Origin of the sequence: Thauera sp. 27, from assembly GCF_000310125.2 — a bacterium.
Classification (GTDB): domain Bacteria; phylum Pseudomonadota; class Gammaproteobacteria; order Burkholderiales; family Rhodocyclaceae; genus Thauera; species Thauera mechernichensis.
In genome coordinates this window covers 79,753-105,098 of sequence record NZ_AMXB01000014.1, presented here as the reverse complement: position 1 = coordinate 105,098, position 25,346 = coordinate 79,753, and the positions used below count along the sequence as shown (strand labels likewise).

At 67.4% G+C, this 25,346-nt stretch carries 23 protein-coding genes; 9 read left to right on the top strand and 14 right to left on the bottom strand.

All coding sequences use genetic code 11. The annotated features are described in order from the left end of the window. The 5 genes from cofG to npdG form a co-directional block, all read right to left on the bottom strand. A partial coding sequence (gene cofG, locus B447_RS09835) for a 7,8-didemethyl-8-hydroxy-5-deazariboflavin synthase CofG (RefSeq protein WP_002939186.1) occupies window positions 1-1,235 on the bottom strand: 1,235 nt, incomplete at its 3' end. Next, on the bottom strand, window positions 1,202-1,849 hold the full coding sequence (cofC, locus tag B447_RS09830; protein WP_002939185.1) for a 2-phospho-L-lactate guanylyltransferase: 648 nt from the start codon (window positions 1,847-1,849) through the stop codon (window positions 1,202-1,204). The genes cofG and cofC, both read right to left, overlap by 34 nt. Window positions 1,850-2,152: 303 nt before the next feature. Next, entirely contained in the window at window positions 2,153-3,103 is a 951-nt protein-coding gene (cofD, locus tag B447_RS09825; RefSeq protein ID WP_002939184.1) for a 2-phospho-L-lactate transferase, read from the bottom strand. Continuing rightward, a complete protein-coding gene (gene cofE, locus B447_RS09820) occupies window positions 3,100-3,867 on the bottom strand; it encodes a coenzyme F420-0:L-glutamate ligase (protein ID WP_002939183.1) in 768 nt (255 codons plus the stop codon). Before cofE ends, cofD begins: the two co-directional genes overlap by 4 nt. 10 nt (window positions 3,868-3,877) lie before the next feature. Further along, entirely contained in the window at window positions 3,878-4,558 is a 681-nt protein-coding gene (gene npdG / locus B447_RS09815) for an NADPH-dependent F420 reductase (RefSeq protein ID WP_002939182.1), read from the bottom strand. Between the two features lie 244 nt (window positions 4,559-4,802). Between npdG and B447_RS09810 the strand changes: the two genes are divergently transcribed. From B447_RS09810 to B447_RS09805, 3 genes are all read left to right on the top strand, one after another. Then, entirely contained in the window at window positions 4,803-5,660 is an 858-nt protein-coding gene (locus B447_RS09810; protein WP_002939180.1) for a DUF2971 domain-containing protein, read from the top strand. 297 nt (window positions 5,661-5,957) lie between these two features. Then, on the top strand, window positions 5,958-6,245 hold the full coding sequence (locus tag B447_RS22145; protein WP_002925232.1) for a DUF1330 domain-containing protein: 288 nt from the start codon (window positions 5,958-5,960) through the stop codon (window positions 6,243-6,245). Between the two features lie 104 nt (window positions 6,246-6,349). Next, entirely contained in the window at window positions 6,350-7,192 is an 843-nt protein-coding gene (locus B447_RS09805; protein ID WP_002939177.1) for a toll/interleukin-1 receptor domain-containing protein, read from the top strand. Between the two features lie 258 nt (window positions 7,193-7,450). Here B447_RS09805 and B447_RS09800 read toward each other — a convergent pair whose 3' ends face one another. The 6 genes from B447_RS09800 to B447_RS09770 form a co-directional block, all read right to left on the bottom strand. Continuing rightward, window positions 7,451-8,527 carry an alkene reductase gene (locus B447_RS09800; protein ID WP_002939176.1) on the bottom strand — a complete coding sequence of 359 codons (1,077 nt, stop codon included), beginning with the start codon at window positions 8,525-8,527 and terminating at the stop codon, window positions 7,451-7,453. 247 nt (window positions 8,528-8,774) lie between these two features. Continuing rightward, entirely contained in the window at window positions 8,775-9,086 is a 312-nt protein-coding gene (locus B447_RS09790) for a hypothetical protein (protein ID WP_002925223.1), read from the bottom strand. Between the two features lie 63 nt (window positions 9,087-9,149). After that, on the bottom strand, window positions 9,150-9,605 hold the full coding sequence (locus B447_RS09785; RefSeq protein ID WP_002925220.1) for a nuclear transport factor 2 family protein: 456 nt from the start codon (window positions 9,603-9,605) through the stop codon (window positions 9,150-9,152). Window positions 9,606-9,711: 106 nt separating this feature from the next. Next, complete coding sequence (locus B447_RS09780; protein ID WP_002939174.1) at window positions 9,712-11,844, bottom strand: oxidoreductase; 2,133 nt, start codon at window positions 11,842-11,844, stop codon at window positions 9,712-9,714. 8 nt (window positions 11,845-11,852) lie between these two features. After that, the gene (locus tag B447_RS09775) at window positions 11,853-12,686 is read right to left on the bottom strand and encodes an alpha/beta fold hydrolase (protein WP_002939172.1); all 834 of its coding nucleotides are present in this window, start codon (window positions 12,684-12,686) and stop codon (window positions 11,853-11,855) included. 37 nt (window positions 12,687-12,723) lie between these two features. Further along, a complete protein-coding gene (locus B447_RS09770; protein WP_002939171.1) occupies window positions 12,724-14,073 on the bottom strand; it encodes a spinster family MFS transporter in 1,350 nt (449 codons plus the stop codon). Between the two features lie 250 nt (window positions 14,074-14,323). Here B447_RS09770 and B447_RS09765 point away from each other — a divergent pair, with 250 nt between their 5' ends. From B447_RS09765 to B447_RS09750, 4 genes are all read left to right on the top strand, one after another. Next, window positions 14,324-15,058, top strand: coding sequence for an SDR family NAD(P)-dependent oxidoreductase (locus tag B447_RS09765; protein ID WP_002939169.1), 735 nt, complete (start codon window positions 14,324-14,326; stop codon window positions 15,056-15,058). An 11-nt stretch (window positions 15,059-15,069) separates the two neighbouring features. After that, entirely contained in the window at window positions 15,070-15,711 is a 642-nt protein-coding gene (locus tag B447_RS09760) for a nuclear transport factor 2 family protein (RefSeq protein ID WP_002939167.1), read from the top strand. A 60-nt stretch (window positions 15,712-15,771) separates the two neighbouring features. Further along, entirely contained in the window at window positions 15,772-17,619 is a 1,848-nt protein-coding gene (locus B447_RS09755; protein WP_002939165.1) for a long-chain-acyl-CoA synthetase, read from the top strand. 218 nt (window positions 17,620-17,837) lie between these two features. Continuing rightward, window positions 17,838-18,041: a hypothetical protein gene (locus B447_RS09750; RefSeq protein ID WP_232431604.1), complete on the top strand. Its 204-nt coding sequence runs from the start codon at window positions 17,838-17,840 to the stop codon at window positions 18,039-18,041. Between the two features lie 90 nt (window positions 18,042-18,131). On the opposite strand, the gene B447_RS09745 is transcribed toward B447_RS09750, so the two are convergent. After that, complete coding sequence (locus B447_RS09745; protein WP_002939164.1) at window positions 18,132-20,216, bottom strand: PQQ-dependent dehydrogenase, methanol/ethanol family; 2,085 nt, start codon at window positions 20,214-20,216, stop codon at window positions 18,132-18,134. A 205-nt stretch (window positions 20,217-20,421) separates the two neighbouring features. Here B447_RS09745 and B447_RS09740 point away from each other — a divergent pair, with 205 nt between their 5' ends. Continuing rightward, window positions 20,422-21,633 (top strand): thiolase family protein, encoded by a 1,212-nt coding sequence (locus B447_RS09740; RefSeq protein ID WP_002939163.1) that lies wholly within the window; start codon window positions 20,422-20,424, stop codon window positions 21,631-21,633. 5 nt (window positions 21,634-21,638) lie between these two features. Beyond that, on the top strand, window positions 21,639-22,598 hold the full coding sequence (locus tag B447_RS09735; protein WP_002939161.1) for a bifunctional OB-fold nucleic acid binding domain-containing protein/MaoC family dehydratase: 960 nt from the start codon (window positions 21,639-21,641) through the stop codon (window positions 22,596-22,598). Between the two features lie 155 nt (window positions 22,599-22,753). Here B447_RS09735 and B447_RS09730 read toward each other — a convergent pair whose 3' ends face one another. Together B447_RS09730 and B447_RS09725 are read right to left on the bottom strand one after the other, a co-directional pair. Next, window positions 22,754-24,250, bottom strand: a complete 1,497-nt coding sequence (locus B447_RS09730) for a flavin-containing monooxygenase (protein WP_002939159.1) — start codon at window positions 24,248-24,250, stop codon at window positions 22,754-22,756. 39 nt (window positions 24,251-24,289) lie between these two features. Then, window positions 24,290-25,219 carry an alpha/beta hydrolase gene (locus B447_RS09725; protein WP_002939156.1) on the bottom strand — a complete coding sequence of 310 codons (930 nt, stop codon included), beginning with the start codon at window positions 25,217-25,219 and terminating at the stop codon, window positions 24,290-24,292. Window positions 25,220-25,346 lie beyond the last annotated feature (127 nt).

Genomic DNA, 25,346 nt, shown 5'->3' with positions numbered 1-25,346 from the left:
ACGAAGGCGCGCAGCGCGGCGGGCGAGGGGGCCTGGCCGGTGCCGGCGATCCAGTCGTCGGCGCGGGCGAAGCCGCTGGCGTCGGCGCGGCGCAGCAGGGCGGTGCACATCGCGGTGTCGGTCCACAGCGCAGCCTCGCCCACGAAGGAGGGGATGAGCGGCAGGCGGGGGCGCAGGTGGCGGCCGTGGGCTGCGGTCTCGGCGGCGAGCGCGTCGATCTGCGGCCAGGCTGCTTCCGGGTTCACGTGATCGAGCGTGACCGGCGAGATGCCGCCCCAGTCATTGACGCCGGCGCGCAGCAGCGGGCCGAGCTCGCCAGGCCGCAGGTTGGGCGGCGCCTGGATCGACATGCGGGCGCCGAAGATCAGGCGTGCCATCGCGATCGTCCAGGTGTGATCGTCCAGACCGGGCTCGTCCGCCCCTGCCATCACGGTCCCCGGCTTGGCGCGGAAGTTCTGCACGATGATCTCCTGCAGGTGCCCATGCGCCGCGTGCACCTCGCGCAGGTCGAGCAGGGCGTCGACGCGTTCGCGCCGCGTCTCGCCGATGCCGATCAGGATGCCGGTGGTCATCGGCACCGCCTGTTCGCCGGCCAGGCGCAAGGTTTCAAGGCGAACGTCGGGGTGCTTGTCCACGCACTTCCAGTGCGGGCCGCCGCGTTCGCACAGGCGGGTGGAGGACGACTCCAGCATGATGCCCATCGACGCCGACAGCGGGCGCAGCAGGGCGATCTCTTCGGCGCTCATGGTGCCGGGGTTTACATGCGGCAGCAGCCCGGTCTCGCGATGCACCAGCGCGGCCATCTCCGCCAGGTATTCGATGGTCGAGCCGTGGCCGAGCGCGGCGAGGGCGTCGCGTGCTGCCTGGTAGCGCGACTCGGGGCGTTCGCCGAGGGTGAACAAGGCCTCGTGGCAGCCTGCCGCCGCGCCGGCGCGGGCGATGGCCAGCACCTCGTCTGCGCTCAGGTAGGCGCTCGGCACCGACTTGGGCGTGGTGGCGAAGGTGCAGTAGCCGCAGGTGTTGCGACACAGCCGGGTGAGCGGGATGAAGACCTTGCGCGAGTAGCCTACGCGGGTGCCGTGGCCGGCCACGGTCAGGGCTTCGGCGGTCTGCAGCAGCTCGGCGTGCGATGCGTGCTCGGCCAGCAGGTGGATGTCTTCGGGCGACAGCGTGTGTCCTGCCCGCGCGCGGGCGAGTCGGCTCAGAGCGAGGTCGTGCATGGCGAGGTTGTGCATGGCGTCAGGCTCCAGCGGGAGGGCTTGAGGGAAACGCCCGCTGCCGGCAGCAGGCAGGCGAGATCGGCGGGCGTGTCGATGTCGATGGCGAGGCCGTTCAATGCGGGCAGGGCCGGGGTGATGCGACGGATGCGTGCTTCCGCCAGGTGGTGCGACAGGCTGTTCGTGCCAAAGCGGAAGGGGAAGTCCAGCCTGTCCGCGATGAACAGCGCGTTGGTGCCGGTGCCGTGGCGGTCGGACGCCAGCGCCAGTCCCTGTCGCCGTCCGGCGCGGACGAAGCGGTCGATCTCGCTCGCTCGCACCAGAGGCAGGTCGGCGTGGATGACGAGCAGCGAGCTCGCACCGTGGTCCCGCAGCCTGTCGGCGGCCGTGCTCAGGGCCGGGTTCAACCCCTGGCCGAGGTCGGGCAGGGCCAGCACGCCGGCGGGGATCCGCTCGGGTTCGCTGCTGACGATGGCGACATGGTCGATCTCCTGCGCATCCGCAAGGGCCGACAGCACGGTGTCGAGCATCGTCTGCACCAGTCCGGCGCGGGCGGCTTCGTCGAGCATGCCGGCCAGCCGCATCTTGCCGAGGCGGCGTGCCTTGAGCGGCACCACGGCCCAGCAGCTCATGGCCGCGCTCCCGTCGAGGCGGCAGCACACCCGGCGCGCTGCGTGGCAGGCGTTGTGGCCAGGGTTGCGAGGGGAGTGGAGTGTCGTGTCTGCATGGTCTTGGTGCTGTCCTTGGCAAAATTGAAACACCTCAGATACGACGACGGCTACTCGCTTTGGCGTGCTGGCGGCCTGTCAGGGAGAAGCAAAAAGCGCAATCAAAACAAGCTTGTGCTGGCTTCCTTTGGATGCAATTCGGCTAAAGCTGAAAAAGCTCGGTTTTTCGGGCGAACGATTGCGTCAATGGGATGGAACGCGATTCGCTCAGGGCTTGTGGTGCAGCGCGGCCGCGAAGGCCAGCGTCTCTCGTGCAACGCGGACGCGGTCGGCCGGGCTCAGCATCAGTGTGTCGGTGACATGGACGGGCAGCGCCATGCGCTCGCGCAGGTGGGCATCGCGCGCATCCAGCACGAAGCCGTCGAGCAGGTCGCCGTAGTGGCGGACGATTTCGTCTGCGCTTACCGGAACGCCCAGCTCGGTCATGATCTTCGCCGTCGGCCCCTTCACCGCAGCGCCGCCGACCAAGGGCGAAACCGCAACGATCGGCACGCCGCGTGCACGCAGCAGCGCACGCAGGCCGGGCACGGCCAGAATGGGAGCGATGCTCAGGTAGGGGTTGGAAGGGCAGATCACGATGGCGCCCAGTGCCTCGTCGGCGAGCGCGCGTTCCAGCGTGGCGCAGGGCCGCGTGTCGGGTGCGAACACGAATTCGACCGCACGCGTCACCGGGCGGCATTGCTGGCGCACGAAATAGTCCTGGAAGTCGAACGTGCCTTCATCCGTCTGCACGCGGGTGCGCAGCGCCTGGTCGGACATCGGCACGATGTCGGCGTCGATGCCGAGGCGGCGCGCGAAGTCGGCAACGATGGCCGACAGCGGCTCGCCGGCCGCCAGCCGGCGGGTGCGCTCGACGTGGGTGGCGAGATCGCCGTCGCCGAGGCGGAACCAGGTCTCGCCGCCCAGGCGGGCCAGCGCGTCCATGAAGGTCCAGGTCTCGTCGCGCCGGCCCCAGCCGGTCTCGGGGTTGGCGAGGTCGGCGAGCGTGTATAGCGCGGTGTCGATGTCGGGCGAAACGTGCAGGCCCAGGTGGGTGAAGTCGTCGCCGGTATTGACTGCGACGGTGAGCCGGCCGCGGCCGGCCGCGTGCAGCAGGCCGTCGGCGAGCTTGGCGCCACCGACGCCGCCGCTCAGGGCGAGGATGCTGGGTGCGCTCATTGGAACAGGTCCGTGTCGATCGGGCGCACCAGCGCCCGGCAATCCGTCTCGGGCGCGGCCGGCATGAAGCCGCTGGCGACCACCACCGGCATGCCTTCGTCGCCTTCGCCCATCACCACCGCGGCGCCGGCGGCCACCGCGTCGGCAAACGCGGTCTGGGTGATCTGCAGGGTGCGGCCGTGGCGGTCGGTGTCGCCGCGGCGGTCGATCAGCGCCGGAATGCCGGCCGAACCCAGCGCCACATTCACTACGCCGTTGCGCCACGGGCGGCCGAAGCTGTCGCTGACGATCACGCCCACCGCCTGCCCGGTGGCCAGGCGCAAGGCCTCGCGCAGCGCGGCGGCCGAGGCGTCGGGGTCGAGCGGCAGCAGCAGGGCGCGTTCGCGGCCCACCTCGTCCGGCACGTTGGACATGTCGATGCCGGCGTTGGCCATCACGTAACCCAGGCGGTGACGCACGATCAGTACCCCCGGTACCGCGCGCAGCACGCGGGTGGACTCGGACAGCGTGAGCTCGACCAGGCGTGCATCCTTGCCCGTGATGTCGGCGAGCTCCTGTGCCTTGGCGGAAGGGACGATCTCATCGAGCCAGGCGAAGCGGCCTTCCGACTTCGACACGATCTTCTGCGCCACCACAACGATGCTGTCGTGGCCCAGCGCACTGCCATTCGCCGCCAGCGCCGTCACGATCATCGGTGCCAGCGCGTCGCCGGGCCGGACCTCGGGGATGCCGGCAAGCGCTTCGAAACACAGCCGGCGTCCCATGGCCGGCTCCTCAGGCGTCGGTGTTCATGTCGAGCTCGCCGGTGATGCACAGGCCGGCGCCGTCGACACGATAGGTCTTGTTGAGAAAGATCAGCACCGAGGTCATCGCCTCGGCCGCTGCGGAGTTGGCCAGGGCGCCGCCGTGCAGCCCGCGCAGGCCGGCGGCATCGGCCAGCGCGACCACCTGGGCGCGGTCGGCCTTGTCGTCGCCGAACACGAGCACGTCGCAGGCGATGTCCTCATCGGTCGCCAGCTTGTGCGCGGCCACGTTGTGGAAGGCGGAGACCACGCGGGCGGCTTCGCCCAGCGTGTGCTGGGCGCGCAGTGCGGCGCAGCCCTCGGGCGGCAGCTGTACGCGCATCACCTTGGGCGGCATCAGCGGCACCGTGGTATCCACCACCAGCTTGCCGGCCGCCGCGGCGCGGATCTCCTCCAGCGTGGCCACCTGCGATGCAAAGGGCACGCTGACCACGATCAGGTCGGCGCGGGCGGCGACGTCTGCATTGAGCCCCGAGCCGACCGCGGCGCCGGTCTCCGCAGCCAGCGCAGCCGCCGCTTCGCGCGCCTTGCCGGCGTCACGCGAGCCGATCTCGACGCGCAGCCCCGCCTTTGCCCAGCGGCGCGCAAGCGCGGCGCCCAGCTTGCCGGTGCCGCCGATGACGCCAATTGTTGTTGTGTTGTCGATGACCATCTAACTGTCTCCATGGGGTAGGCGCAACGCCCGGCGCTGCGGGCGCATGCGGTGCCAACCACGCTACGAGAGTTGATGGTCGGGGAGCATCGTCCGATCGGACGACATGCTGGCGGGGCCGATGCTCTGCGGGCTGAGGTCGTGGTGCCACCCCAGCCCGCAATCCACTTGCGAGTCCATGGTGCTCGTCTATGTTGAATCCATGACATGACGACGGACTCATATGGGAGGTGCAGGGCGCGTTATGGAGAAGCCTGACTATGTCTACAAGTACCAATCTGCACCTCGAGTCGCGCAGATCGTGCGTGATCTCGCGTTCTACTTTGCCCCTGTTTCGCAGTTGAATGACCTGTACGAGTTTCGTGTCCGTTCGCTCTACACCGAGGTGCCCGAGAGCAAGTACCGCGTGCTTGCAAAGCAACTGGTTCACGAGCGCTGGTTCGATTCCGTGCAGGAGGCGGTCGAGGCAATAAAGAGCGGCGATCTGGAGAGTCAGGCGACAGAGACTTACGCGTATTTCATTCAGCAGCTTAACGCAATGCTTTCTAGTGTCATGCGGCACTCGGGCGTAACCTGCTTCTCGCAGTATCGAAACAATCAAAGGATGTGGGGAACGTACGGAGCCAATCACACAGGCGCGGTTATAGAGTTCTCGACATCAACGGACAGGTCCGGGTTTTCCTCCTATCTCATGCCAGTGTTGTATGTCGAGAAGCGCCTGGAGTTGTGTCCATCGGAATTCCTCACTGATTCGCTCACTCTCGACCAGTGGCTTTGTGGTGCCCTGTGCTGCATCAAGCACTGGCACTGGCGCGACGAGGGAGAGTGGAGGCTACTCCTCTTGGCGGATAGTGAGCAGGCTACAGAAGCGCGGATTGTTCCATTCGAACGAAGCGCGATAACCAGGGTGTTCCTGGGGCCGAGAATCTCCGAGGAAGATGAATACTGCATTCGTGACCTTGCGGCCCGCTGCACACCGGAGATTCCCGTCTTCAAGCGCAAGGTGGATGCTGAAGAAGCCAAGGAGGAACCTGTCGGCTTCGAGCGGATTCACTCGTTCGAGCAGCTCAAGTATTGGGCTGACCGATGCTCGCGCTCCTGAATATGATGGCTATTGATCAGTTGAAAAAACCGGCACGCTCGCACCGCCACTGAGCGTAAGGCCGGCCGCTGTGAGGTCGAACGTTGGCACATGATCGAGATCATCACGGATTGCCGGAGTTGGCCGGGCGCTGCCGGCCCGAGCGTAGAATCGGCAGCATTACCGCCAGATCGGCTCAGTTCGACAAGGCTTATCCCTCGCGGCAGGCGCCCGCACACTGAACGGCGCTTGCGGCGCGAGGGATAAACCCTATTCGTTGGGTGTCTCTACTCTTAATCACCTTTGGAACTCTTGAGAATGAATGGCGCATACGTCGTTGGTCACATCACGGTGAAGAACCACGAAATGTGGGCGGAATATCGAAGCAAAGTCCCTGGGACATTAACTCCTTGGGGAGGCGAACTTGTCTTTCGTGGCAAACAATTGGCTGCCCTTGCTGGCGATAACCCACATCCAGATATCGTCGTCATCCGTTTTCCAACCGTCACCGCTTTGAATAGTTGGTTTTCGTCGGCTGCGTATCAGTCACTCATCCCGCTTCGGCAGGAGGCAGCGGAAATGGTCTTGCTGTCGTATGAGGCTTAGTTTGCTCCCTCCACCGGAAGCCCGGATACGCGCTCCTTACCTCCAACGTTGAATGCGTGGAATTTCGAGCGCAACTAAGGCGAAGTCAGCCCAGGAGGTCGCCGATGACCCTGTTCAAGTATCGCAAGCCTCAAGGCTACATACCGCCTGTTGGACACCAGGAACTTCTGGCCCGCTACGCGAGAGGAGAGCGCTACTTCGAGCACGCTTCACTCCGCCATGCGTTCCTGAGCGGCAGAACACTGAGCAATGTGAACCTTGCCCACGCCGACCTTAGCGATGCGTATTTGGACAATGCAGCGCTGGATGGAGTCGACCTGACGAGTGCGGTTTGCATCAACGCCAACTTTTCTAAGGCGGCTCTGTATCAGTGCTGTTTTTCCCATGCGGACCTGCGGGGTGCCATCTGGTACATGACGCGTCTCAGGCACGTGAGCTTCTTCGCTGCGCAGCTTGACGCGGCACAGTTTCTGGAATGCCTGCAATGGTCCGACGACGACGAGCGCCTCGGGCTCATGCCCCACCTTGCGACCAAGCGAACGTGTTTTGTCAGCTATGCCTCGTCAGACGATGCACTCGCAGGACGTGTCGCCAGGGTCCTTCAGCGTGCCAACATCCCGCACTGGCTCATGCCCTTCGCCAGTTGGTTCGGTCGCGATTCCCTCATTGGCGATCGGGCCGTTGCTGATCAGTTGCGGCGCAGCATCGGTATGTGCGATGTCTTCATCGTCGCCCTCTCGCCGGGCGCCTTGGAGAGCCGGTGGGTGCAGTTCGAGATCGATGCGGCGACGAAGCTTCATCGGTCGGTAGGCAGACCGCAGCTTATCGCGCTGATAGGCCACTCCGTGACTGGCACGGCCGCAGCACTCCGGGACTTCGAACTCATCGACTGTGTCGGCGAGCACGAAGCGGCCGGTTTGGGGCGCGTCGTTGCGCTAATGTGCTAACCGCAGGTTCGGGCCCTTCACTGAGTTAAAAAAGCTAGACGTTAAGCAGATTCACTCGGCTCACTGAACGATATCGCGCAGATTACGGGCACACGAAGTACGGTCACCCGTGTGGCCGCCCGCTCCCGGAACGGGTTGATACACGGGGACACCGATGGAGCTTCGGGGTGTTCCGCCGCCTGGTGACGGGCCAATGCGGGGGACGAGTGCGGAGGCCGGCACGCTGAGGACCGCGTGCCGGCGCCGTGTGGTGGGGCCTTACGCGCCCGCAGCCAGGGTTGGATAGTCGGTGTAGCCCCGCGGTCCCGGGGTGTAGAAGGTCGCGGGGTCGGGTGCGTTGAGCGCGGCCTTGCGACGGATGCGCTCGGGCAGGTCGGGGTTGGCGAGGAAGGCGGTGCCGAAGGCGACTGCGTCGAGATTGCCGGCGGCGATCGCGGCCTCGGCTTCGTCGGCGCTGTAGCCCATGTTGCCGATCAGCACGCCGCGGAACATCGCCCGCGCCGGCGTCATCACGTCGCCGTGCTGCTTGCCGAAGAAGTCGCCGCGCATCAGGTGCAGGTAGGCGAGGCGGTAGTCGTTGAGGCAGCCGGCGAGCCACTCGATGAGGCCGAGCGGGTCGCTGTCGGCCATGTCGTTATAGCTGTTGAGCGGAGACAGGCGCACACCAACGCGACCGCTGCCCCACACCGTGCACACCGCCTCGATGACCTCGAACAGCAGGCGGGCGCGGTGTTCGCGCGGGCCGCCGTAGGGGCCGCTGCGCTTGTTGCTGCCGTCGCGCAGGAATTCGTCGAGCAGGTAGCCGTTGGCGCCGTGCACCTCGACGCCGTCGAAACCGGCGGCGCGCGCGTTCTCGGCGGCACGTGCGAAGCCGGCGACGATGGCCGGCAGCTCGTCGTCGCGCAGCTCACGCGGCACCACGTAGGGCTGCTTGCCCTCGGGCGTATGGACCTCGTCGCCGGTGATTGCGAGCGCGCTAGGCGCCACTGGCTGGCGGCCGTCGTTGAGCAGCGGGTGGCAGGCGCGGCCGCCGTGCCAGATCTGCAGCACGATGCGTCCGCCGGCGGCATGCACCGCGTCGGTGACCTTCTTCCAGCCCGCGACCTGGGCTTCGGAGTGGATGCCGGGCTCGCGCCAGAAAGCGGAGTTGCCTTCCATCGCCATCGTCGCCTCGGCGATCAGCAGGCCGGCGCTGGCGCGCTGGGCGTAATGGGTGGCCATCAGTTCGCCGGGTACGTGGCCGTCCTCGGCGCGGCAGCGTGTCAGCGGTGCCATCAGGATGCGGTTCGGCAGGAGGAGGTCGCCGGCCTGGAGCGGGGTGAACAGATCGGTCATGAGAGAACGGTCCTCGGTTGATAAGGGTGAATGAGGATGATGGATTGCATGGACCCGGGGCCGCGCAGTGTGCGAGGCTGTAGGCCCATCATTGAAGGCCCCGTCAGGCGTACTGGGGCGATCGGGCCCATACTTTCCGTGTATCTGCGCGACCCGGATGGAAATCTCATAGAGGTCTCCGAGCAGATTAGCGCCTAGCGCGACAGATCGCCGCTGCCTTGCGCGTCACCCATGCAGCGCAAGCGCCTCATCCGATCTCGGCCAGAAAGCGTACGCGCGCGCTTTCCAGTTCCAGCCGTCCGGCGTCGTCCACAAGCCGCAGCGCTGCGCGGTGATAGGTCTCGAACGCAGCCCTGACCTTTACGGAATCCAGCGCGGGGGTGGGTTCCTCTTCTGCCTCGGTGGCCCATGCTTCGCCTGGGATGGGCTGGAGCGTTGCGTGCTTGGGGATGAAGTCCACCCCGCCGCCGTCCGCTGCGGCGGTCATCGGGCCGACCTTGGTGTAGTTGCGGCCTTTCCAGTGGAAGCGGGCGCCGGGCGGGAGCTTGTCGATCTTCATCGGTCTGCGCAGCGGAGGTGTCGGGGCGCACAGTCTATTGGAAGTGCGCCGCCGCTTGGGCGTTCAGGGCTGCGGCCGAGGCTTGATCGCGATGCGCAGGTGCTGGCTGAGGTCGCCGGTGAAGTCCAGCTGGCGGTAGTCGCGCTCGACGAAACACCACTCGCCGTCGATACGGGCGAAGCGGTCGTGGTAGCGGCCGCTGGCGATGATCTGCAGCGGCAAGGCGTCGGTGGCCTGCATCACGGTGAAGCAGGAGCGGGCCTGTGCGGTGCCGGCCGCTTCGTCGATGTCGAGGATGGGGTTGGTGACGAGGTGGCGGGTGCGGGGGGTGCCGCAGGGGTGGATGACGAGGATCTTGCGCCACAGGGCGAGCAGGCCGTCGGCGTCGAGCGGGCCGGCAGCGCCGGTCTCGATGCGGGCGTGGCGGAAGAGGGCGGCGGCGTCCTCGAGGCGGCCTTCGTCGATGGCTTCGGCGTAGCGGTAGAGGAGGTTGCAGATTGCGGTGGCGGCGGTGCTCATCGTGTGCTCCCGTGGGGGCGTCGCCCCTGCGTGGGGTGGGCGGAAACGAAAAAAACCGGGCGGCGGCATGTGCACCGCGCGCCCGGCCCAGGGACGATGGTGAGGCTCAGGCCGACAGCCCGGCGAGCATGCCGGACTTGACGGCACCCTCGATGTAGCCGATCTGCGCGCCGTCGCCGACCGCGCTGACCGGCACGCCGGCCGCTTCGAGCGCACGTGCCAGACTGTCGTCCGGGCGGGCGCCGACGGCGAGCACGACCGAATCGGCCGCCAGGGTGTGTTGCTGCCCCTCGGCGTCGGTGTAGCGCAGCGCCTTCTTGTCGATCGCGTCGACCTTCACCTTGGTGTGCAGCGCCACGCCATGCTGGCGCAGGGTGTCCAGCACCCGCCAGCGGCGCACGATCGACAGCTCGCGGCCCAGGCTGGGGCCTTCTTCCAGCACCACGACCTCGCGGCCGCGATCGACCAGGAACTCGGCCAGTTCGACGCCGACCAGGCCGCCGCCGATGATGGCGACCTTCTTGCCAAGCGGCATCCACACCCGCGACAGGTTCTGGATGGCGTCGGTGCTGTCGGTGACGCCGACGAGGCTGCCGGCCTTCATCAGCGTGCGCTGGGTGAAGGACAGCTTGCGTTTGGCGATCTCGTCCGCGCGGTCATCGGTCATCAGCCGGCGCAACTCGTCGCCCGACCACACGTGGTCCATGTCGGCACCCGGAATCGGCGGCGCATTGCGCTCGGCGCCGGTGGCGACGATGACTGCGGTGGCGCCGAGCTGGCGGACGAGCTCGGGGGTGGCGACGGTGTCGAGGCGGACGTCGATGTGCAGCTTCTTCATCTGCGTCGTCAGGTAGTCGAGCAGGGCGCCGTTCTCGGCGTAGGCCAGTGCGGCGAAGAACAGCGTGCCGCCCAGCCGGCCACTGCGCTCTACCAGGGTGACCTTGTGACCGCGCAGCGCAGCGGCACGCGCCGCCTCCATGCCGGCCGGGCCACCGCCGACGACGAGCACGTGGCCCGGTTTGACGGCCGGCACCAGGCGGATCTCGGCCTCGTGGCCGGTCATCGGGTTGACCGCGCATTTGACGCGCTGGTTGACGAAGATCTGGCTGACACAGGCGTAGCAGTAGATGCAGGGCCGGATGTCCTCGGGGCGGTTCTCGATCAGCTTGTTGGGCAGTTCGGGGTCGGCGAGCATCTTGCGCGCCATGGCGACGAAGTCGCACTGGCCGGCGGCGATGGCGTTGTCGGCGACCTCGGGCTCGAGGCGGCCAACGGCGATCACCGGGACCTTCACCGCTTCCTTGATCTCGGCTGCCCACAGCAGGAAGCCGGCCTTCTGCTGCACCAGCGGCGCCTCGGTGAAGGCCACGCCGGTGCTGGTGTTGGCGTAGGCCGACACGCTCACTGCGTCGCAGCCGGCCTGTTCGGCCATGCGCGCGAAGACCTTCGCTTCTTCCAGCGTGATGCCGCCCTCGGTGCGCAGCTCATAGGCGTCCAGGCGCAGCCACACCGGGTAGTCGGCACCGACGCGAGCGCGCACGCCGGCGATCACTTCGCGCAGGAAGCGGCCACGGTTCTCGATCGAGCCGCCGTATTCGTCGTCGCGCCTGTTGTAGTAGCCCGACAGGAAGCCGGCAATGATGTAGTTGTGTGCGGCGTGCAGTTCGACGCCGTCGAAGCCGGCACGCTGGGCGCGTTCGGCCGCGGCGGCGAACCATTCGATCATCTGCGCGATGTCGGCCTGCTCCATCACGCGGATCTTCACGCCGGCCTTCTCGCGGCCCTTCGACGAGCTGATGAAGGCGCCGAGCTCCTCCTGCGTCAGCGCGGCGAACATGTCGGTCTTGACCGCCGGCGGCATGGACGGCACCCACAGCTCGCGGCCCTCGGCGAGGTCGCGCACCGAGTTCTTGCCGGCGTGCTGCAGCTGGGCGGCGATCTTCGCGCCGTGCTTGTGCACGCGGTCGACGATGCCCTTGAGCCCGGGGATGAACTTGTCGTCCGAGAGGCCCACCTGGTAGGGCTCGGCGGTGCCGTGCGGATAGGCGATGGCGACCACGCCCATGGTCAGCAGGCCGGCGCCGCCCGCGGCGCGCGCTTCGTAATAGGCCTGGATGCGTTCGCCGCAGGTGCCATCGGCCTCGGCGAAGTTCGAACCCATCGGTGCCATCACGATGCGGTTGCGCACTTCCATGTTGCCGATGCGGCCGGGCTGCAGCAGGTTGTCGAAGGCTCCCATGGCGTGGCTTACCCCTTGGTCAGGAAATCGATGCAGCTGCGGTTGAACAGCTCACGGTGCTCAACCTGCACCCAGTGGCCGCACTGGTTGAGCAGGATCATGCGCGCGTTGGGCGCGTTCTCGATCACCTTCAGCGCGCCGGTGTGCGGGTTGAACTTGTCGTCCGTGCCCCAGAAGCCGAAGATCGGCGCCTTGATCTCGTGCAGGCGCGTGGTCATGTTCGGGACCATCATGGTCGAGAACAGGTTGGCCGGCTGCGACGGGGCGATGGCCGCGCGCTCGTTGATGATGCTGTCGTCGAGCAGGCTGGGGTCGAACACCTGCAGGCTCATCACATGGCGCATCTCGACCGGGCCCATCGGGCCCTTGGCAAAGGTTTCCACCATGCGCACGATGCCTTCCATCCTGAAGTAGGTCTCGCGCTCCTCGACGCCGCCGGGCGCCATCAGGATCAGGCGCTCGACCGTGTCCGGGTGGGCCAGCGCCTGGCCGAGCGCGATCGCGCCGCCCAGCGAGTTGCCGAGCAGGGTGCATTTCGCCACGCCGATCTTGCCCAGGAAAGCGTTCAGGCAGGTGACGAAGAACGCCAGGTTGTACTGCACGTCTGCGGGCTTGTCCGAGCGCCCGAAGCCGGGCAGGTCGAGCACGATGTTGCGGAAGCCGGCCTCGGCAAAGGCCGGGTAGTTGCCCTTGAAGTTGCTGTAGCCGCTCGCACCCGGGCCGCTGCCGTGCAGCCACACCACCACCGGCCCCTGGCCGACATCGAGATAGTGCAGGCGCAGTCCGTTGTCGAGCTCGGCGAACTGGTCGAGGGGGATGGGCAGATCGGATGATGGGGTCATTCGCGGGTCTCCGGGGGCTGGGTTGTCTTGTTGAGGGTCAGGCGCGCGCGACTGCGGCGTTGGCCGGCGGCGGCGTGGTGGCCTGGAGTTTGCGGCGATAGCGCGGCAGGGCGGCGAGCAGGCAGGCCGCGGTGAGCAGGTACAGCAGGACCGACGCCGCCAGTGCGTAGCGCAGCGCCTCCTGGCCGAGGCTGGGGTTCATCAGGTCGCTCAGGCCGCCGACGATGATCGGACCCAGGCCGACGCCCAGCAGCGTCATCGCCATGACGAAGATGGCCGTGGCCTGTGCCAGGCGGTGCGGCGGGAAGAGGTGGCTGATCGCGCCGAAGCAGGGCACCGACCACCAGATCGCCGTGAAGCAGAAGCCCAGGTAGAACAGGTAGGCCTCGGGGATGGGGAGCGAGCCGATGTGGAAGGCAACGCCCGCCGGCCAGAGGTAGAAGGCCAGCCCGAGGGGGACGGTGATCACGCAGGCAATGATGGGAATGATCAACTGCCAGCCCGGGTCCTTGGCGACCATGCGGTCGGTGATGGCGCCGCACATCAGCGTGGCGATGGTGGAGGCGACGCCGCCGCCGATGCCGACGAGCAGGCCGGCCTGCTGCATGGTCAGGCCGTGCGAGCGGATCAGGAAGCTCGGGTTCCACGTCCCGATGGCGTAGCCCATGACGGCGGCGAGCGTGCCGGCGGCCACCACGAGCATGAAGGCGGGGGTCTCGAACAACGCGCGCAGCGTGCTGCGCCAGTTCTCGTCCTGCGCGCCGGCTGCGCTCCTCGCGGGTGCGGCGATGCGCGGGCTGCGCACGGTGAGCAGGAAGATCAGGCCGATGAGCACGCCCGGTGCGCCGATGACCAGGAAGGCGGTGCGCCAGCCGTAGGTTTCGGCGATCCAGCCGCCCAGGCCCAGGCCGAACACTGCACCGAGGCTGGGGCCCATGAGGAACACCGAGAGGGCGCGGGAGCGCTGTTCGGGCGGGTAGAGCTCGGACACCATCGCCACCGATGGCGCCGTGCCGCCTGCCTCGCCTACGGCCACGCCGATACGGAACAGCAGCAGCATCGCAAAGCTGGTGGCGATGCCGCACAGCATGGTCATCGCGCTCCAGGCGATGCAGGCGAGTGCGATCACCGGCTTGCGCCCGATGCGGTCTGCGAGGCGCCCGAAGGGGAAGCCGAACAAGGTGTAGAAGATCGCGAACGCGACGCCCGACAGCAGGCCGATCTGGGTGTCCGAGATGCCGAACTCGAGCTTGATCGGCTCGATCAGGATCGAGATCACCAGGCGGTCGATGTAATTGAAGATGTAAATCACCGCGAGCATGAAAAGGGCATAGTGGCTATGCCAGGTCACGCGGTGCGGGGCAGCGGGGCTCGTGCTCACGGCCATGTCTCCTAATGTTTGTCAGCCGGGCGGGCGGCTCTTCTCTTTGTGCATGCCTATCCTCGGCTGCGCTGGCAAGCATGGCATCGTCCATTCAGACGACGGTTGCAGGCAGGCGTTTCACCGTATGCGCTGTCGGCGTGGGTAGTCTCATTGGACGATGTCGATGGGGTGCGTCGGGAGAACACTGATCGCCATAGCGTCCCACGCCTGGCCAGGGTGTGGGTTGGCCAGAACGCATACGTGGAGACGATCGATGAGCTTTGCAGGCAAGGTGGTATTCGTGACGGGCGCTGCCCAGGGCATGGGGCGCGCCATCGTGTCCCATTTCGCAGCAGCAGGTGCGAGCGTGGTGGCTGCCGACATCAACGCAGACGCTGCGGCCGAGGCGGTTGCGGCGCTTGGCGAACGCGGCCTCGCGCTGGCCTGCAACGTGTCCGACCCGGCCTCCGTCAAGGCCGCCTTCGCGGCCGTCGATGCGCGCTTCGGCCGTGTCGACGTGGTGATCAACAGCGCCGGCATCGGTTCGGTCGACGCCTTCCTCGATACCCCCGACGACAACTGGATGCGGGTGATCGGCGTCAACCTCACCGGCAGCTTCCTGTGCTGCCGCGAGGGCGCCCGCCTGATGCAGAAGTGCGGCGCCAAGGGCGCGATCATCAACGTGTCGAGCACCGCCGCGATGTCGGGCGAGGGGCCGAGCCACTACTGCGCCTCCAAGGCGGGCGTCATGGGGCTGACGCGCAGCATCGCGCGCGAACTTGCGCCCAGCGGCATCCGTGTCAATACCATCGTCCCCGGGCCGACCAACACGCCGATGATGGCCGGGATTCCCGACGAGTGGATGCAGGCCATGATCAAGGCCATCCCGCTCGGCCGCATGTGCGAGCCGGAGGAGATTGCCCGCGTCGCCGGCTTCCTTGCCAGCGACGATGCCGGTTTCATCACCGGCCAGAACATTGCCGTCAATGGCGGCATGGCCTTCATCTGAGCGGCGGTGCCATGACCAACGCCGCAGCCCCCGCCGACCTGCTCGCCCGCATCGACCGCCTGGAATCGATCGAGGCCATCCGCCAGCTTGCCGGAAAGTACTCGCTGTCGCTCGACATGCGCGACCTCGATGCGCATGTGAACCTCTTTGCGCCCGACATCCGCGTCGGTCGCGAGAAGGTGGGCCGGGCCCACCTCAAGGCCTGGGTGGATGACACCCTGCGCGACCAGTTCAGCGGTACATCGCACCATCTCGGCCAGCACATCATCGAATTTACCGATCCGGACCATGCCATCGGCGTGGTGTACTCGAAGAACGAGCATGAGACCGGCCCGGAGTGGGTAATCATGCAGATGTTGTACTGGGATGATTACGAGAGAATCGACGGGCGCTGGTATTTCCGCCGCCGCCTGCCCTGCTACTGGTACGCCACCGATCTCAACAAGCCGCCCATCGGCGACCGCAAGATGCGCTGGCCGGGGCGCGAGCCCTACCAGGGCACCTTTCACGACCTGTTCCCGTCCTGGAATGCGTTCTGGGCCGCGCGCCCGGACAAGGCTCAGCTGCCCGAGGTGGCCGAGCCGGCGCCGCTCGAATGCTTCCTCAAAACCCTGCGCCGCGGTGCGCCGGATCCGCGGATCCGCGTGCGCTGACACGGGCGTGACCGACCTGCAAGCGAGCCAAGCTCGACAACACGAAATGGAGATGGGCGCATGTCCGATTCCGCTGCTGTCCTGAACCCGCAGGCGGCCACCAGCAAGGTGGTGCCGCGCGAGCAAACCCAGGCCAAGCTCGACCAGCGTTCGCGTGCTGCGAACCTGATCAAGCCGGGCGACACGTACACGATCGCCGACCGCGTCGAAGCGCAGGCACGCCGTCTAGGCGACCACGTCTTCCTGATCTACGGCGACCAACGCTACAGCTATGCCGAGGTCGATGCCCGCGCCGATCAGGTCGCCCATGCCATGCATGCGCGCGGCCTGCGTTGTGGCGACGTGTGCGCGCTGGCGATGGAGAACCGGCCCGAGTTCTTCTTCTACTGGTTCGGCCTGGCCAAGCTGGGCGTCGTCACCGCGGTCATCAATACCCAGGTGAATGGCCGTCCGCTCGTGCATGCGCTCGAGACCACCCAGGCGCGCGCAGTGATCGTGGGCGAGGAGTGCCTGGAGAACTTCGTCCTCACCGCCGACCGCCCCGCTCAGCCGCTGTATGTCGTGGCCGATGCAGAGAAGCCCGCCAGCGCGGCGCAGCGCGCCATCGCCGCAGCCGACATCACCGCAGAGGTGGCCGCGGCGGCGCGCAGCACCTTCCCGCGCGCGGGCCGTGCCGAGGTGCGTGCCGAATCCTCGATGCTGCTGATCTTCACCTCCGGCACCACCGGCCTGCCCAAGGCTGCGCGCTACAGCCACATGCGCTGGATGTCGTCCGGCGACGTCATGGAGGTCACGCTGGACGTCACGCCCGACGATGTCTTCTACTGCTGCCTGCCGCTCTACCACGGCGCCGCGGCCACCTCGGTGACCTCGACCGCGCTCAAGGCCGGCGGCAGCATCGTGGTGCGGCGCAAGTTCAGCACCCGCGAGTTCTGGAAGGACGTGCGCGCGAACCGCATCACCATATTCCAGTACATAGGCGAGATCTGCCGCTACCTGCTCAATGCGCCGCCGCAGGCGGACGATCGCGACCACAGCCTGCGCTGCATGTTGGGCGCGGGGCTCACGCCCGAGACCTGGACGCGCTGGCTCGAGCGCTTCGGCCCCATCCAGGTCTTCGAGGGCTGGGGTTCGACCGAGGCCAACACGGCGCTCATCAACGTCGATAACTACATCGGCTCCTGCGGCCGGGTGCCGGACTGGAACAAGACCAACTTCCGCCTGGTGCGCTACGACGTCGAGACCGAGTCGCATCCGCGCGACGACAACGGCCGCTACATCCTGTGCAAGCCGGGCGAGGTCGGCGAGGGCATCGGCTTCATCGTCAACCACCCGGAGATCGGAGGTGGTCGCTTCGAGGGCTACACCTCGCAGGAGGCGACCGAGAAGAAGATCCTGCGCAACGTGTTTGCCGACGGCGACGCGTTCTGGAGCTCGGGCGACCTGCTGCGCTATGACGACGAGGGCTACTTCTACTTCGTCGACCGCATTGGCGACACCTATCGCTGGAAGAGCGAGAACGTGTCCACCGCCGAGGTGGCGGATGCGCTGTCCGACTATCCGGGCATGGAGCTGGTGAACATCTACGGCGTCAAGGTGCCCGGGCACGAGGGTCGTGCCGGCATGGCGGCGATCGTGATGCAGCCGGGCAGGGTGTTCGACCCCGAGGCCTTCTTCGCGCTCACCGAGGCTCGTCTGCCCCGCTACGCGGCGCCGCAGTTCGTGCGCGTGTCGAGCGCGGCCGATCTCACCACCACCTACAAGCTGCGCAAGGTCGATCTGCAGCGCCAGGGCTATGACCCGAGTGCGTTCGACGACCCCCTGTTCGTGCGCGACGAGCGGGCCGGTACCTACCAGCCCTATTCGGAAGAAGCACTCCAGCGCGCCGGTTTGCCGCCCTTCGCCTGAACGCCCGCAACGGGGTCGAGACCGCCATGGCGCCTTCGGGCGCCTTTTTTCTGGACCTAGTCCATTTGGACGATGTTTGCCTTGCCGGCTTGCGACAATCTCAGCACCGTGCAGGAGGAGACACCTGGACGGCAGTCGCGGCAAAGCGGCGTCGTACCCGGTTCCTGCAGGCGGCGTGTGGCATGAGCGCCTGAGTGTGGATCGCGAAGGAGAAGGACATGATCACCAAGGCCCTGCTGTGTGGCTGCGTCATGGGGTTTCTTGCAGCGTTTGCTGCGATGCTGGATCGGGGGCATGCCCGGGCGCTTGACTCCCTCGTGCAGATGCCGGCCTGTGCCGGTGCTGCGGAGCAGTGCCAGAACGCGAATGCGGCGGTCAACGGTTCCACCGATCGTTTCTTCATGATGCTCGCAATGCACTGATCGCCGGCGCGCTTGCTGCTGCCGGGCAAAGACAAGGATGCCCTGCTTTCGATATGCGAAAGCAGGGCATTTTCCATGGTGGGGTGGCCCTCAGTCGGTGTTTCGGGTGATATGCGCCATGCGGACGACGTAGGCGCGGATCGCGTCGGCGTCGTCGGCTGCGAGCGCATCGGCGAAGCTGGGCATGCCGCGCGCGGCCAGCAGGCCTTCGACAAGGGGGCGGCGGAACAGCGAGGCCTCGGCCAGGTAGGGGGAGTGGCGAAGGTCGGGTATGCCGCCGCCGGCGACTGCGCCGGCGCCATGGCACTGCATGCAGTAGCGGGCGTACAGCTCGCCGCCACGGCGCACTGCGGTAGCGCTGCCGGTGTCCGGCGGCGCCGCACGCATGGGCAGGCTTTCCGCCTCCGGCATGGGCGCCGTCCCGCCCAGCTTCCATACGAACACGCCGCCTGCGGCGTTGCCACCGCGGCGGGGCAGTAGCACGCTCGAGCTGAGGTGGATCGAGCTGCCAAAGCCGGCCGCGGCTGCGATGTACTGCTCGCCGTCGAGCTCGTAGCTGATCGGGCCGCCCAGGATGTCGAGCCAGGTGTCCGACTGCCACAGGCGCTCGCCCGTGCGTGCATCGAAAGCTGCCAGCCCCTCCCCGCCCACGCCCTGGAACACCAGCCCTCCGGCGGTGGCGAGCACGCCGCCGTTCCACGGCCCGGCATGCGGTGTGCGCCATGCGGCACTGCGTCGTACCGGGTCCCAGGCCAGCAGGTGGCCGCTCATCGACTGCCTGGCCTGGTCGATGATGGCGGCGTCGGGCGGCACGGGCGGGTTCGGCACGCCGGTGTTCCAGCGTCCGGGCTCGAGCCTGAAGTCGGGCTCCTTCATCATGAAGCCGACGTTTTCCTGGGCGGGGATGTAGACCAGGCCTGTGTGCGGGTTCCACGCCATCGGCTGCCAGTTGTGGCCACCCAGCTGCGAGGGCTGGACCATGAAGGGCTGGCCGGCAGGGTAGCGCGCGCCTGCGGCCTCCACCGGCCGTCCGCTGGCCGGGTCGATATGGCTGGCCCAGTTCACCGGCACGTACTTGTCCGCGGCCAGCAGCTCGCCGGTGGCACGGTCGAGGACGTAGAAGAAGCCGTTCTTGGGGGCCTGCATCAGGACCTTGCGGGGCGCTCCGTCGATCTCCAGTTCGGCGAGGATCATGTGCTGGGTGGCGGTGTAGTCCCAGCTGTCTCCGGGCGTGGTCTGGTAGTGCCACACGTACTCGCCGGTCGCGCGGCGGACCGCAACGATCGACGACAGGAACAGGTTGTCGCCGCCTCCCGGGCTGCGCAGGTCGCGGTCGTGCGGTGAGCCGTTGCCGACGCCGAAATAGAGCAGGTCGAGCTCGGGGTCCCAGGCCATCGCGTCCCAGACCGTGCCGCCGCCGCCATAGCGCCACCATTCTCCCTGCCAGGTGGGCAGCGCAAGTGCTTGCAGCGGAAGGTCCGAGATCGCCCCGTCCGGGCCCGCTGCCGGGTTGCCGGGCACGGTGTAGAAGCGCCAGCGCAGGGCGCCGGTCGCGGCATCGTAGGCCGACACGAAGCCGCGCACGCCGTACTCGGCGCCACCGTTGCCGATCATCACCAGTCCGTCCGCTACACGCGGTGCGCCAGTGATCGTGTAGGGCAGCTCGGGGTCGAAGGTCGGCGTGGACCACAGCAGGCGCCCGTCGCTGCTGTCCAAGGCCTGCAGGCGGCCGTCGATGGTGGCGACGAAGACGCGGCCATCTTCCACCGCCACGCCGCGATTGACCACATCGCAGCAGGCGTGCATGCCCTTGCCGGCCGGTACCTGCGGGTCGTGCTGCCACCTCAGCCGGCCGTTGCGGGCGTCGATCGCGTACACCACGCCCCAAGGGCCGCTCACGTACAGCGTGCCGCCGACCATGATGGGGGTGGCTTCCACGCCGCGCGGGCGGTCGAAGCGGAAATGCCAGGCCAGGCCGAGCTGCGCGACCGACGCGGTATCGATCGCGCGCAGTGGGCTGAAGCGGGTCTCGGCACTGTCCAGTCCGTGGCGGGGCCATTCACTGCCGGCAGGCGAGGCCTGCGCTGCCGCTGCCGCAGCGATGGGTGCCTGGATGACGAGGACGCAGCCCGCCGCCAGTACGGTGAGCATTGTCTTCAAGGGAGAGCGACGCATGTGAGGACTCCTTGGGGATGAATGCGGCCGCGGGATGCGGATGACTCGTGCATGATCGGGCGCCGGTGGGGCGCGCGAATCGTCCGTCCGGATGGGATCCTCCGCCCCGCCTAGTCGATTTGAACGATTGCCCCCTGTGTGCGCTGTGGCATCGTTGCGCTCAACACAGGGCCGGACAGTGCCCGCATACGCGAGGTAAGGGAGCATGGGTCTCAAAGGAAACGCAGCAATCGTCGGCGCCGCGCAGTACAGGCCGGAGAAGTACGCGACCGCGCCGCGGATGTTCCATCTCGAGCAGGTGGCCGACCTGGCCGGCCAGGCGCTTGCCGATGCGGGGCTCAAGGCCTCGGACATCGACGGCCTGGTCATCCACGGCCCGCAGTTCCACGAAGCGCAGGTCTTCGTGCCGGCGATGGCGGCTGAGTACCTTGGCCTGTCGCTCAACTTCGCCGAAGTCGTCGACCTGGGCGGCTGCTCGTCGGTGGCAGCGGTGTGGCGCGCGGCGATGGCCGTCGAGATGGGCCTGTGCCAGGCCGTGCTGTGCGTGATTCCCGCGCGCATGGCGCCCTTCGGCCCCGACGAGGATCCGAGCTGGATGGCCCGCGCGATGCGCTTCGGGGGGCACAGCACCGCCTTCGGCGCGCCCGAGGCGGAGTTCGACCTGCCCTATGGCCACATGGGCCAGAACACCGGCTACGCAATGATCGCCCAGCGCTACGCGGCCAAGTACGGTTACGACCCGGTGGCGATGGCCAAGATCGCGGTCGACCAGCGCACCAACGCGCTCGCCAACCCGGACGCCAGCTTCTTCGGCAAGCCGCTGTCCATCGAGGACGTGCTCGCCAGCAAGATGGTGGCCGAGCCGCTGCGCGTGCTCGAGATCGTGATGCCGGTGGCCGGCGGCGCGGCGGTGATCGTCGCCTCGAAGGAGGTGGCAGCGCGCGCGAAGAACCGTGGCGCCTGCATCACCGGCTTTGGCGAGCACCTGTATTTCAAGTCGCCGACCTACGCGACCGAGATGACCGACACCCCGATCGGCCCCGCCGCCGAGCGCGCCTTTGCGATGGCGGGCGTCAAGCGCAGCGACATCCACGCCGCGCAGATCTACGACTGCTACACCATCACCGTGCTGCTGACGCTGGAAGATGCCGGTTTCGCCCCCAAGGGCGAGGGCATGCGCTGGGTGCGCGAGCATGACCTGACCTACAAGGGCAACTTCCCGATGAACACTCACGGCGGCCAGCTCAGCTTCGGTCAGAGCGGTACCGCCGGCGGCATGTCGCAGGTGATCGAGGCCTTCCACCAGATTTCCGGCCGTGCCGGCGAGCGCCAGCTCAAGCGCTGCGACACCGTGTTCGTTTCCGGCACTGGCGGCGTGATGAGCGAGCAGGGCGCACTGATTCTCCAGGGAGCATGACGAGCATGTCGACCAACAAACCGCTGCCGACGGCCACCGAGATCTCGGCACCGTTCTGGAACGGCCTCAAGGCAGGCCGCCTCACGATCCCGCAATGCAAGTCCTGCGGTCACTGGGTCTTCTTCCCCCGCCGCCATTGCGACAAGTGCTGGTCGCAGGACCTGGCGTGGAAGGAGGTCAAGGGTACGGGCACGCTCTACACCTACACGCTGACCCGCGTCCCGACGCTGCCCGACTTCGCCGACGAGATGCCGCAGAAGATGGCGGTGGTCGAGCTCGACGAGGGCGTGCGCATCAATACCACCCTGATCGGCGTGGATGAATCCGAGATCAAGGTCGGCATGCGGGTGAAGCCGGTGTTCGACACCGTGAGCGCAAATGGCACGGCCCTGCTGCGCTTCACCGCCGCGGACAAGGACATGGCCGAACGCATCGACAGCACGCCCGCGGCGCTGGCCGCGGCCGCCGAGGCGGCGGCGAGCACGACCGAGGCGGCCGACAAGCGCCAGGTGCGCTTCGACGACGAGGCGGCGATGAAGTCGCTGGTGAGCGAGGCCTATTCGGCCTGGAGCAACCAGATCGTGGTCGATCAGGCCTTGATCGATGAGTTCGCCAAGCTGTCGGGCGATGACTACTGGATCCACACCGATCCCGAGCGCGCGCGCAAGCAGAGCCCCTTCGGCGGCACCATCGCCCACGGTGCGCTGGTGCAGGTGCTGCAGTCGCGCCTGCGCATCCCGCTCGACTACGAGGTCGTCGGTTTCAACAACATGGTCAATTACGGCTCCGACCGCCTGCGCTTCCCGGCGCCGGTGCCCGCAGGTTCACGCATTCATGCACGTACTCGCGTCAAGTCGGTCGAGAAACTCCCCAAGGGCATGCAGCTGACGATGGAGATCGTCACCCATGTCGTCGGCAGCGAGCGGCCGTCGGTCATCAACGACCTGGTGATCCTGTACATGTGATGTCCCGGCATTCACGCCGGAAGTGGTTTCAGCTTTGTGGTTCGCAGTACCTGTAGTTGTCGTCTCGTAGCATGGTTCCTCCTCTCTTCAGGCCGCCTCCCGAAAGGGTTGGCGGCTTTTTTTTCGGGTCGATAGGCATCTGATCCTGCGCGGTCTCAGGCCGTGAAAAGATAGTCCCCGGCCTGTGGCTTGGCGGTCTGCTCGGCGAATGCCTCGTAAGTCCATGGCCAGCTTGCGGGTACGCCGGTGGCGTCGAGGTACCAGCTCGAGCAGCCGGAGCCGAAGATCGTCCGCCGCGCTGCGGTGATGCGGCGTTCGTCGTAGGCGCGCAGGGTGTCCGCACGCAGTTCGACGAGGGCGCACTCGGCGCGCGCGAGCGGGGCGAGCAACTGTTCGATGTAGGCCCATTGGCGCTCGGCGATGTCGATCAGCGAGAAGTTGCCGACCGGTCCGGTGGGGCCGTTGAGCATGAAGAAGTTCGGGAAGCCGGGCAGGGTGATGCCGAGGTAGGCCGAGGGGCTGGGCGTCCATTGGGCATCGAGATCCGCAGCTCCGCGCCCGCGGACCTTGATCGGCCGCACGAAGCGGTCGGCCTGGAAGCCGGTGGCGAGCACGAGGACGTCGGCTTCCTTGAGGCTGCCGTCCTTCATCCGCACGCCCTCGGGTTCGATGCATTCGATGGCGCCGACGACGGCCTCGACGCCCGGCTGCTGGATCTTGTCGTAGTAGTCCGACGAGTAGATCAGCCGCTTGCACGCTGCGCGGTAGTTCGGGCGCAGGGCTTCGCGTAGCTGCGGGTCACGTACGCTGCGCTCCAGGTTGTCGCGGACGATGGTCTCGATCTCGTGCATCTCGGGCGCGTCGGCGTCGATGATGGCGCGCGTGAAACGGCGTACCAGGCCGGTGTAGTGTTCGCCGTAGCGGATCTCGTCGATGAGACCGGGGTCGGCGCGGAAGGCGGCGCGCTGGGCCTCGCTGTAGGGCTCGTTGGGCATCGGCATGATCCATTGCGGCGTGCGCTGGATGTGATACAGCCGGGCGGCGCGGCCCGCCAGCGCGGAGACGATCTGCACGCCGGTCGAGCCGCTGCCGACGACCGCGATGCGACGGCCGTCGAGCGCGACGCTGTGATCCCAGCGTGCGGAGTGGAAGCACGCACCGGCAAACTCGCCCAGGCCCGGCAGGGCAGGCATGCTCGGGTGGTGGAGCACGCCGGTGGCGGCGATCACGACGTCGAAGTCGTCATCGCGGCCCTGGTCGTCGGTGATCGTCCACAGGCGTCGGGTGTCGTCGAAGCGGCAGGACCGGATGGCACAACCGAAGCGGATCAGCGGTGCAATCGCGTAGCGGCGGACGACGTCCTCGAAGTAGCGCTGGATCTCCGGCCCCGGGGCGAGGAAGCTGCTCCAGTCCGGATTCGGGGCGAAGGAATAGGTATAGGCGTGTGCGGGCACGTCGCAGGTGAGGCCGGGGTAGGTGTTCTCGCGCCAGGTGCCGCCGATGCGGTCGGCTTTTTCGAAGACGACGAGCTCGTGCGTGCCGGCTTCCTTGAGACGAATGGCGGCGAGGATGCCGGCCATGCCGGCGCCGATGATGGCGATGCGCAGGCGGCGAGGCGCCGGTGCAGCGAGGGTCGAGGCTGAGGTGTCCATGGCGATTCCTTTTCAGGGGGATGTGCGAGGGGGGGCGACTCAGCGCGCCAGTGCGCCGCGCAGCTGCGCCGCGGCGAAGGCGAGGGCTTCATCGGCTGCGTCGAGCTGGCCGAGCAGGCTGGCGAAGCCGTGGAACTGGCCGGGCCAGCGCCGCAGCATGACGGGCACGCCGGCGGCGACCAGCGCCAGGGCGTAGGCTTCGCCTTCGTCGCGCAGCGGGTCGATGCCGGCCGTGATCACGGTGGCCGGTGGCATCGCGGCGAGCTCAGGCGCGCGCAGGGGCGACGCGCGCGGGTCGAGCCCGGCCTCCTGGTTGGGCAGGTACTGGCGCCAGAACCAGCGCATCAGCCCGCTATCCAGGATCGGCGCGTCGCCATGCTCGCGGTGCGATGCAGTGTCGCAGGCGCTGTCGGTCACCGGGTAGATCAGCAACTGGTGCGCCAGGCGAAGCCCGCTGTCGCGCATCAGTCTTGCGCTGACGGTGGCGAGCGTGGCGCCAGCGCTGTCGCCGGCAACCGCGATGCGCGCCGGGTCTGCACCGAGCGTTGCGGCCGCGCGGTGGACCGCCTGCACGGCTGCCACCGCATCGTCGACGGCGGCCGGGTAAGGGTGCTCGGGCGCCAGGCGGTAGTCGATGGAGACCACGATCGCGTCGGCGAGCAGGGCGAGGCGGCTGCACAGGGCGTCATGGGTATCGAGGCCGCAGCTGACGAAGCCGCCGCCATGGAAGTAGACCACCAGTGGCCGGGGGTCGGCGCTGCCGGGTCGGTAAGCACGCGCTGCAAGGGGGCCCGCAGGGCCGTCCAGCACGAGGTTGTCGATGCGGATACCGGCGTCCAGGGCGGGCGCCAGCGCGGCAAAGGCGGCCAGACCAGCGCGGTAGGCGGCAGCGTTCAGGGTGTCGAGATCGGGGCGAGGGAGGCGGGCGAACTGGTCTGCGATGGCCTGGGCCTGGGGGTCGAGCGGCAAGGTGTGCTCCTTCGGGGACAGGATTGCGATCAGCTCATTATTCGGGCGCCGTCTTTGTCGTCATCGTGCAAACTGCTTAAGGACCGGGCTGCGTCTCGCCGGCCCGGATACATCATCCATTCTGGTG

Bases quoted from the DNA above. Each gene is read 5' to 3' on its own strand.
- cofC (WP_002939185.1), bottom strand. From the start codon at position 1,849: ATGAGCTGCTGGGCCGTGGTGCCGCTCAAGGCACGCCGCCTCGGCAAG.
- cofD (WP_002939184.1), bottom strand. From the start codon at position 3,103: ATGAGCGCACCCAGCATCCTCGCCCTGAGCGGCGGCGTCGGTGGCGCC.
- cofE (WP_002939183.1), bottom strand. From the start codon at position 3,867: ATGGGACGCCGGCTGTGTTTCGAAGCGCTTGCCGGCATCCCCGAGGTC.
- npdG (WP_002939182.1), bottom strand. From the start codon at position 4,558: ATGGTCATCGACAACACAACAACAATTGGCGTCATCGGCGGCACCGGC.
- B447_RS09810 (WP_002939180.1), top strand. From the start codon at position 4,803: ATGGAGAAGCCTGACTATGTCTACAAGTACCAATCTGCACCTCGAGTC.
- B447_RS22145 (WP_002925232.1), top strand. From the start codon at position 5,958: ATGAATGGCGCATACGTCGTTGGTCACATCACGGTGAAGAACCACGAA.
- B447_RS09805 (WP_002939177.1), top strand. From the start codon at position 6,350: ATGACCCTGTTCAAGTATCGCAAGCCTCAAGGCTACATACCGCCTGTT.
- B447_RS09800 (WP_002939176.1), bottom strand. From the start codon at position 8,527: ATGACCGATCTGTTCACCCCGCTCCAGGCCGGCGACCTCCTCCTGCCG.
- B447_RS09790 (WP_002925223.1), bottom strand. From the start codon at position 9,086: ATGAAGATCGACAAGCTCCCGCCCGGCGCCCGCTTCCACTGGAAAGGC.
- B447_RS09785 (WP_002925220.1), bottom strand. From the start codon at position 9,605: ATGAGCACCGCCGCCACCGCAATCTGCAACCTCCTCTACCGCTACGCC.
- B447_RS09780 (WP_002939174.1), bottom strand. From the start codon at position 11,844: ATGGGAGCCTTCGACAACCTGCTGCAGCCCGGCCGCATCGGCAACATG.
- B447_RS09775 (WP_002939172.1), bottom strand. From the start codon at position 12,686: ATGACCCCATCATCCGATCTGCCCATCCCCCTCGACCAGTTCGCCGAG.
- B447_RS09770 (WP_002939171.1), bottom strand. From the start codon at position 14,073: ATGGCCGTGAGCACGAGCCCCGCTGCCCCGCACCGCGTGACCTGGCAT.
- B447_RS09765 (WP_002939169.1), top strand. From the start codon at position 14,324: ATGAGCTTTGCAGGCAAGGTGGTATTCGTGACGGGCGCTGCCCAGGGC.
- B447_RS09760 (WP_002939167.1), top strand. From the start codon at position 15,070: ATGACCAACGCCGCAGCCCCCGCCGACCTGCTCGCCCGCATCGACCGC.
- B447_RS09755 (WP_002939165.1), top strand. From the start codon at position 15,772: ATGTCCGATTCCGCTGCTGTCCTGAACCCGCAGGCGGCCACCAGCAAG.
- B447_RS09750 (WP_232431604.1), top strand. From the start codon at position 17,838: ATGATCACCAAGGCCCTGCTGTGTGGCTGCGTCATGGGGTTTCTTGCA.
- B447_RS09745 (WP_002939164.1), bottom strand. From the start codon at position 20,216: ATGCGTCGCTCTCCCTTGAAGACAATGCTCACCGTACTGGCGGCGGGC.
- B447_RS09740 (WP_002939163.1), top strand. From the start codon at position 20,422: ATGGGTCTCAAAGGAAACGCAGCAATCGTCGGCGCCGCGCAGTACAGG.
- B447_RS09735 (WP_002939161.1), top strand. From the start codon at position 21,639: ATGTCGACCAACAAACCGCTGCCGACGGCCACCGAGATCTCGGCACCG.
- B447_RS09730 (WP_002939159.1), bottom strand. From the start codon at position 24,250: ATGGACACCTCAGCCTCGACCCTCGCTGCACCGGCGCCTCGCCGCCTG.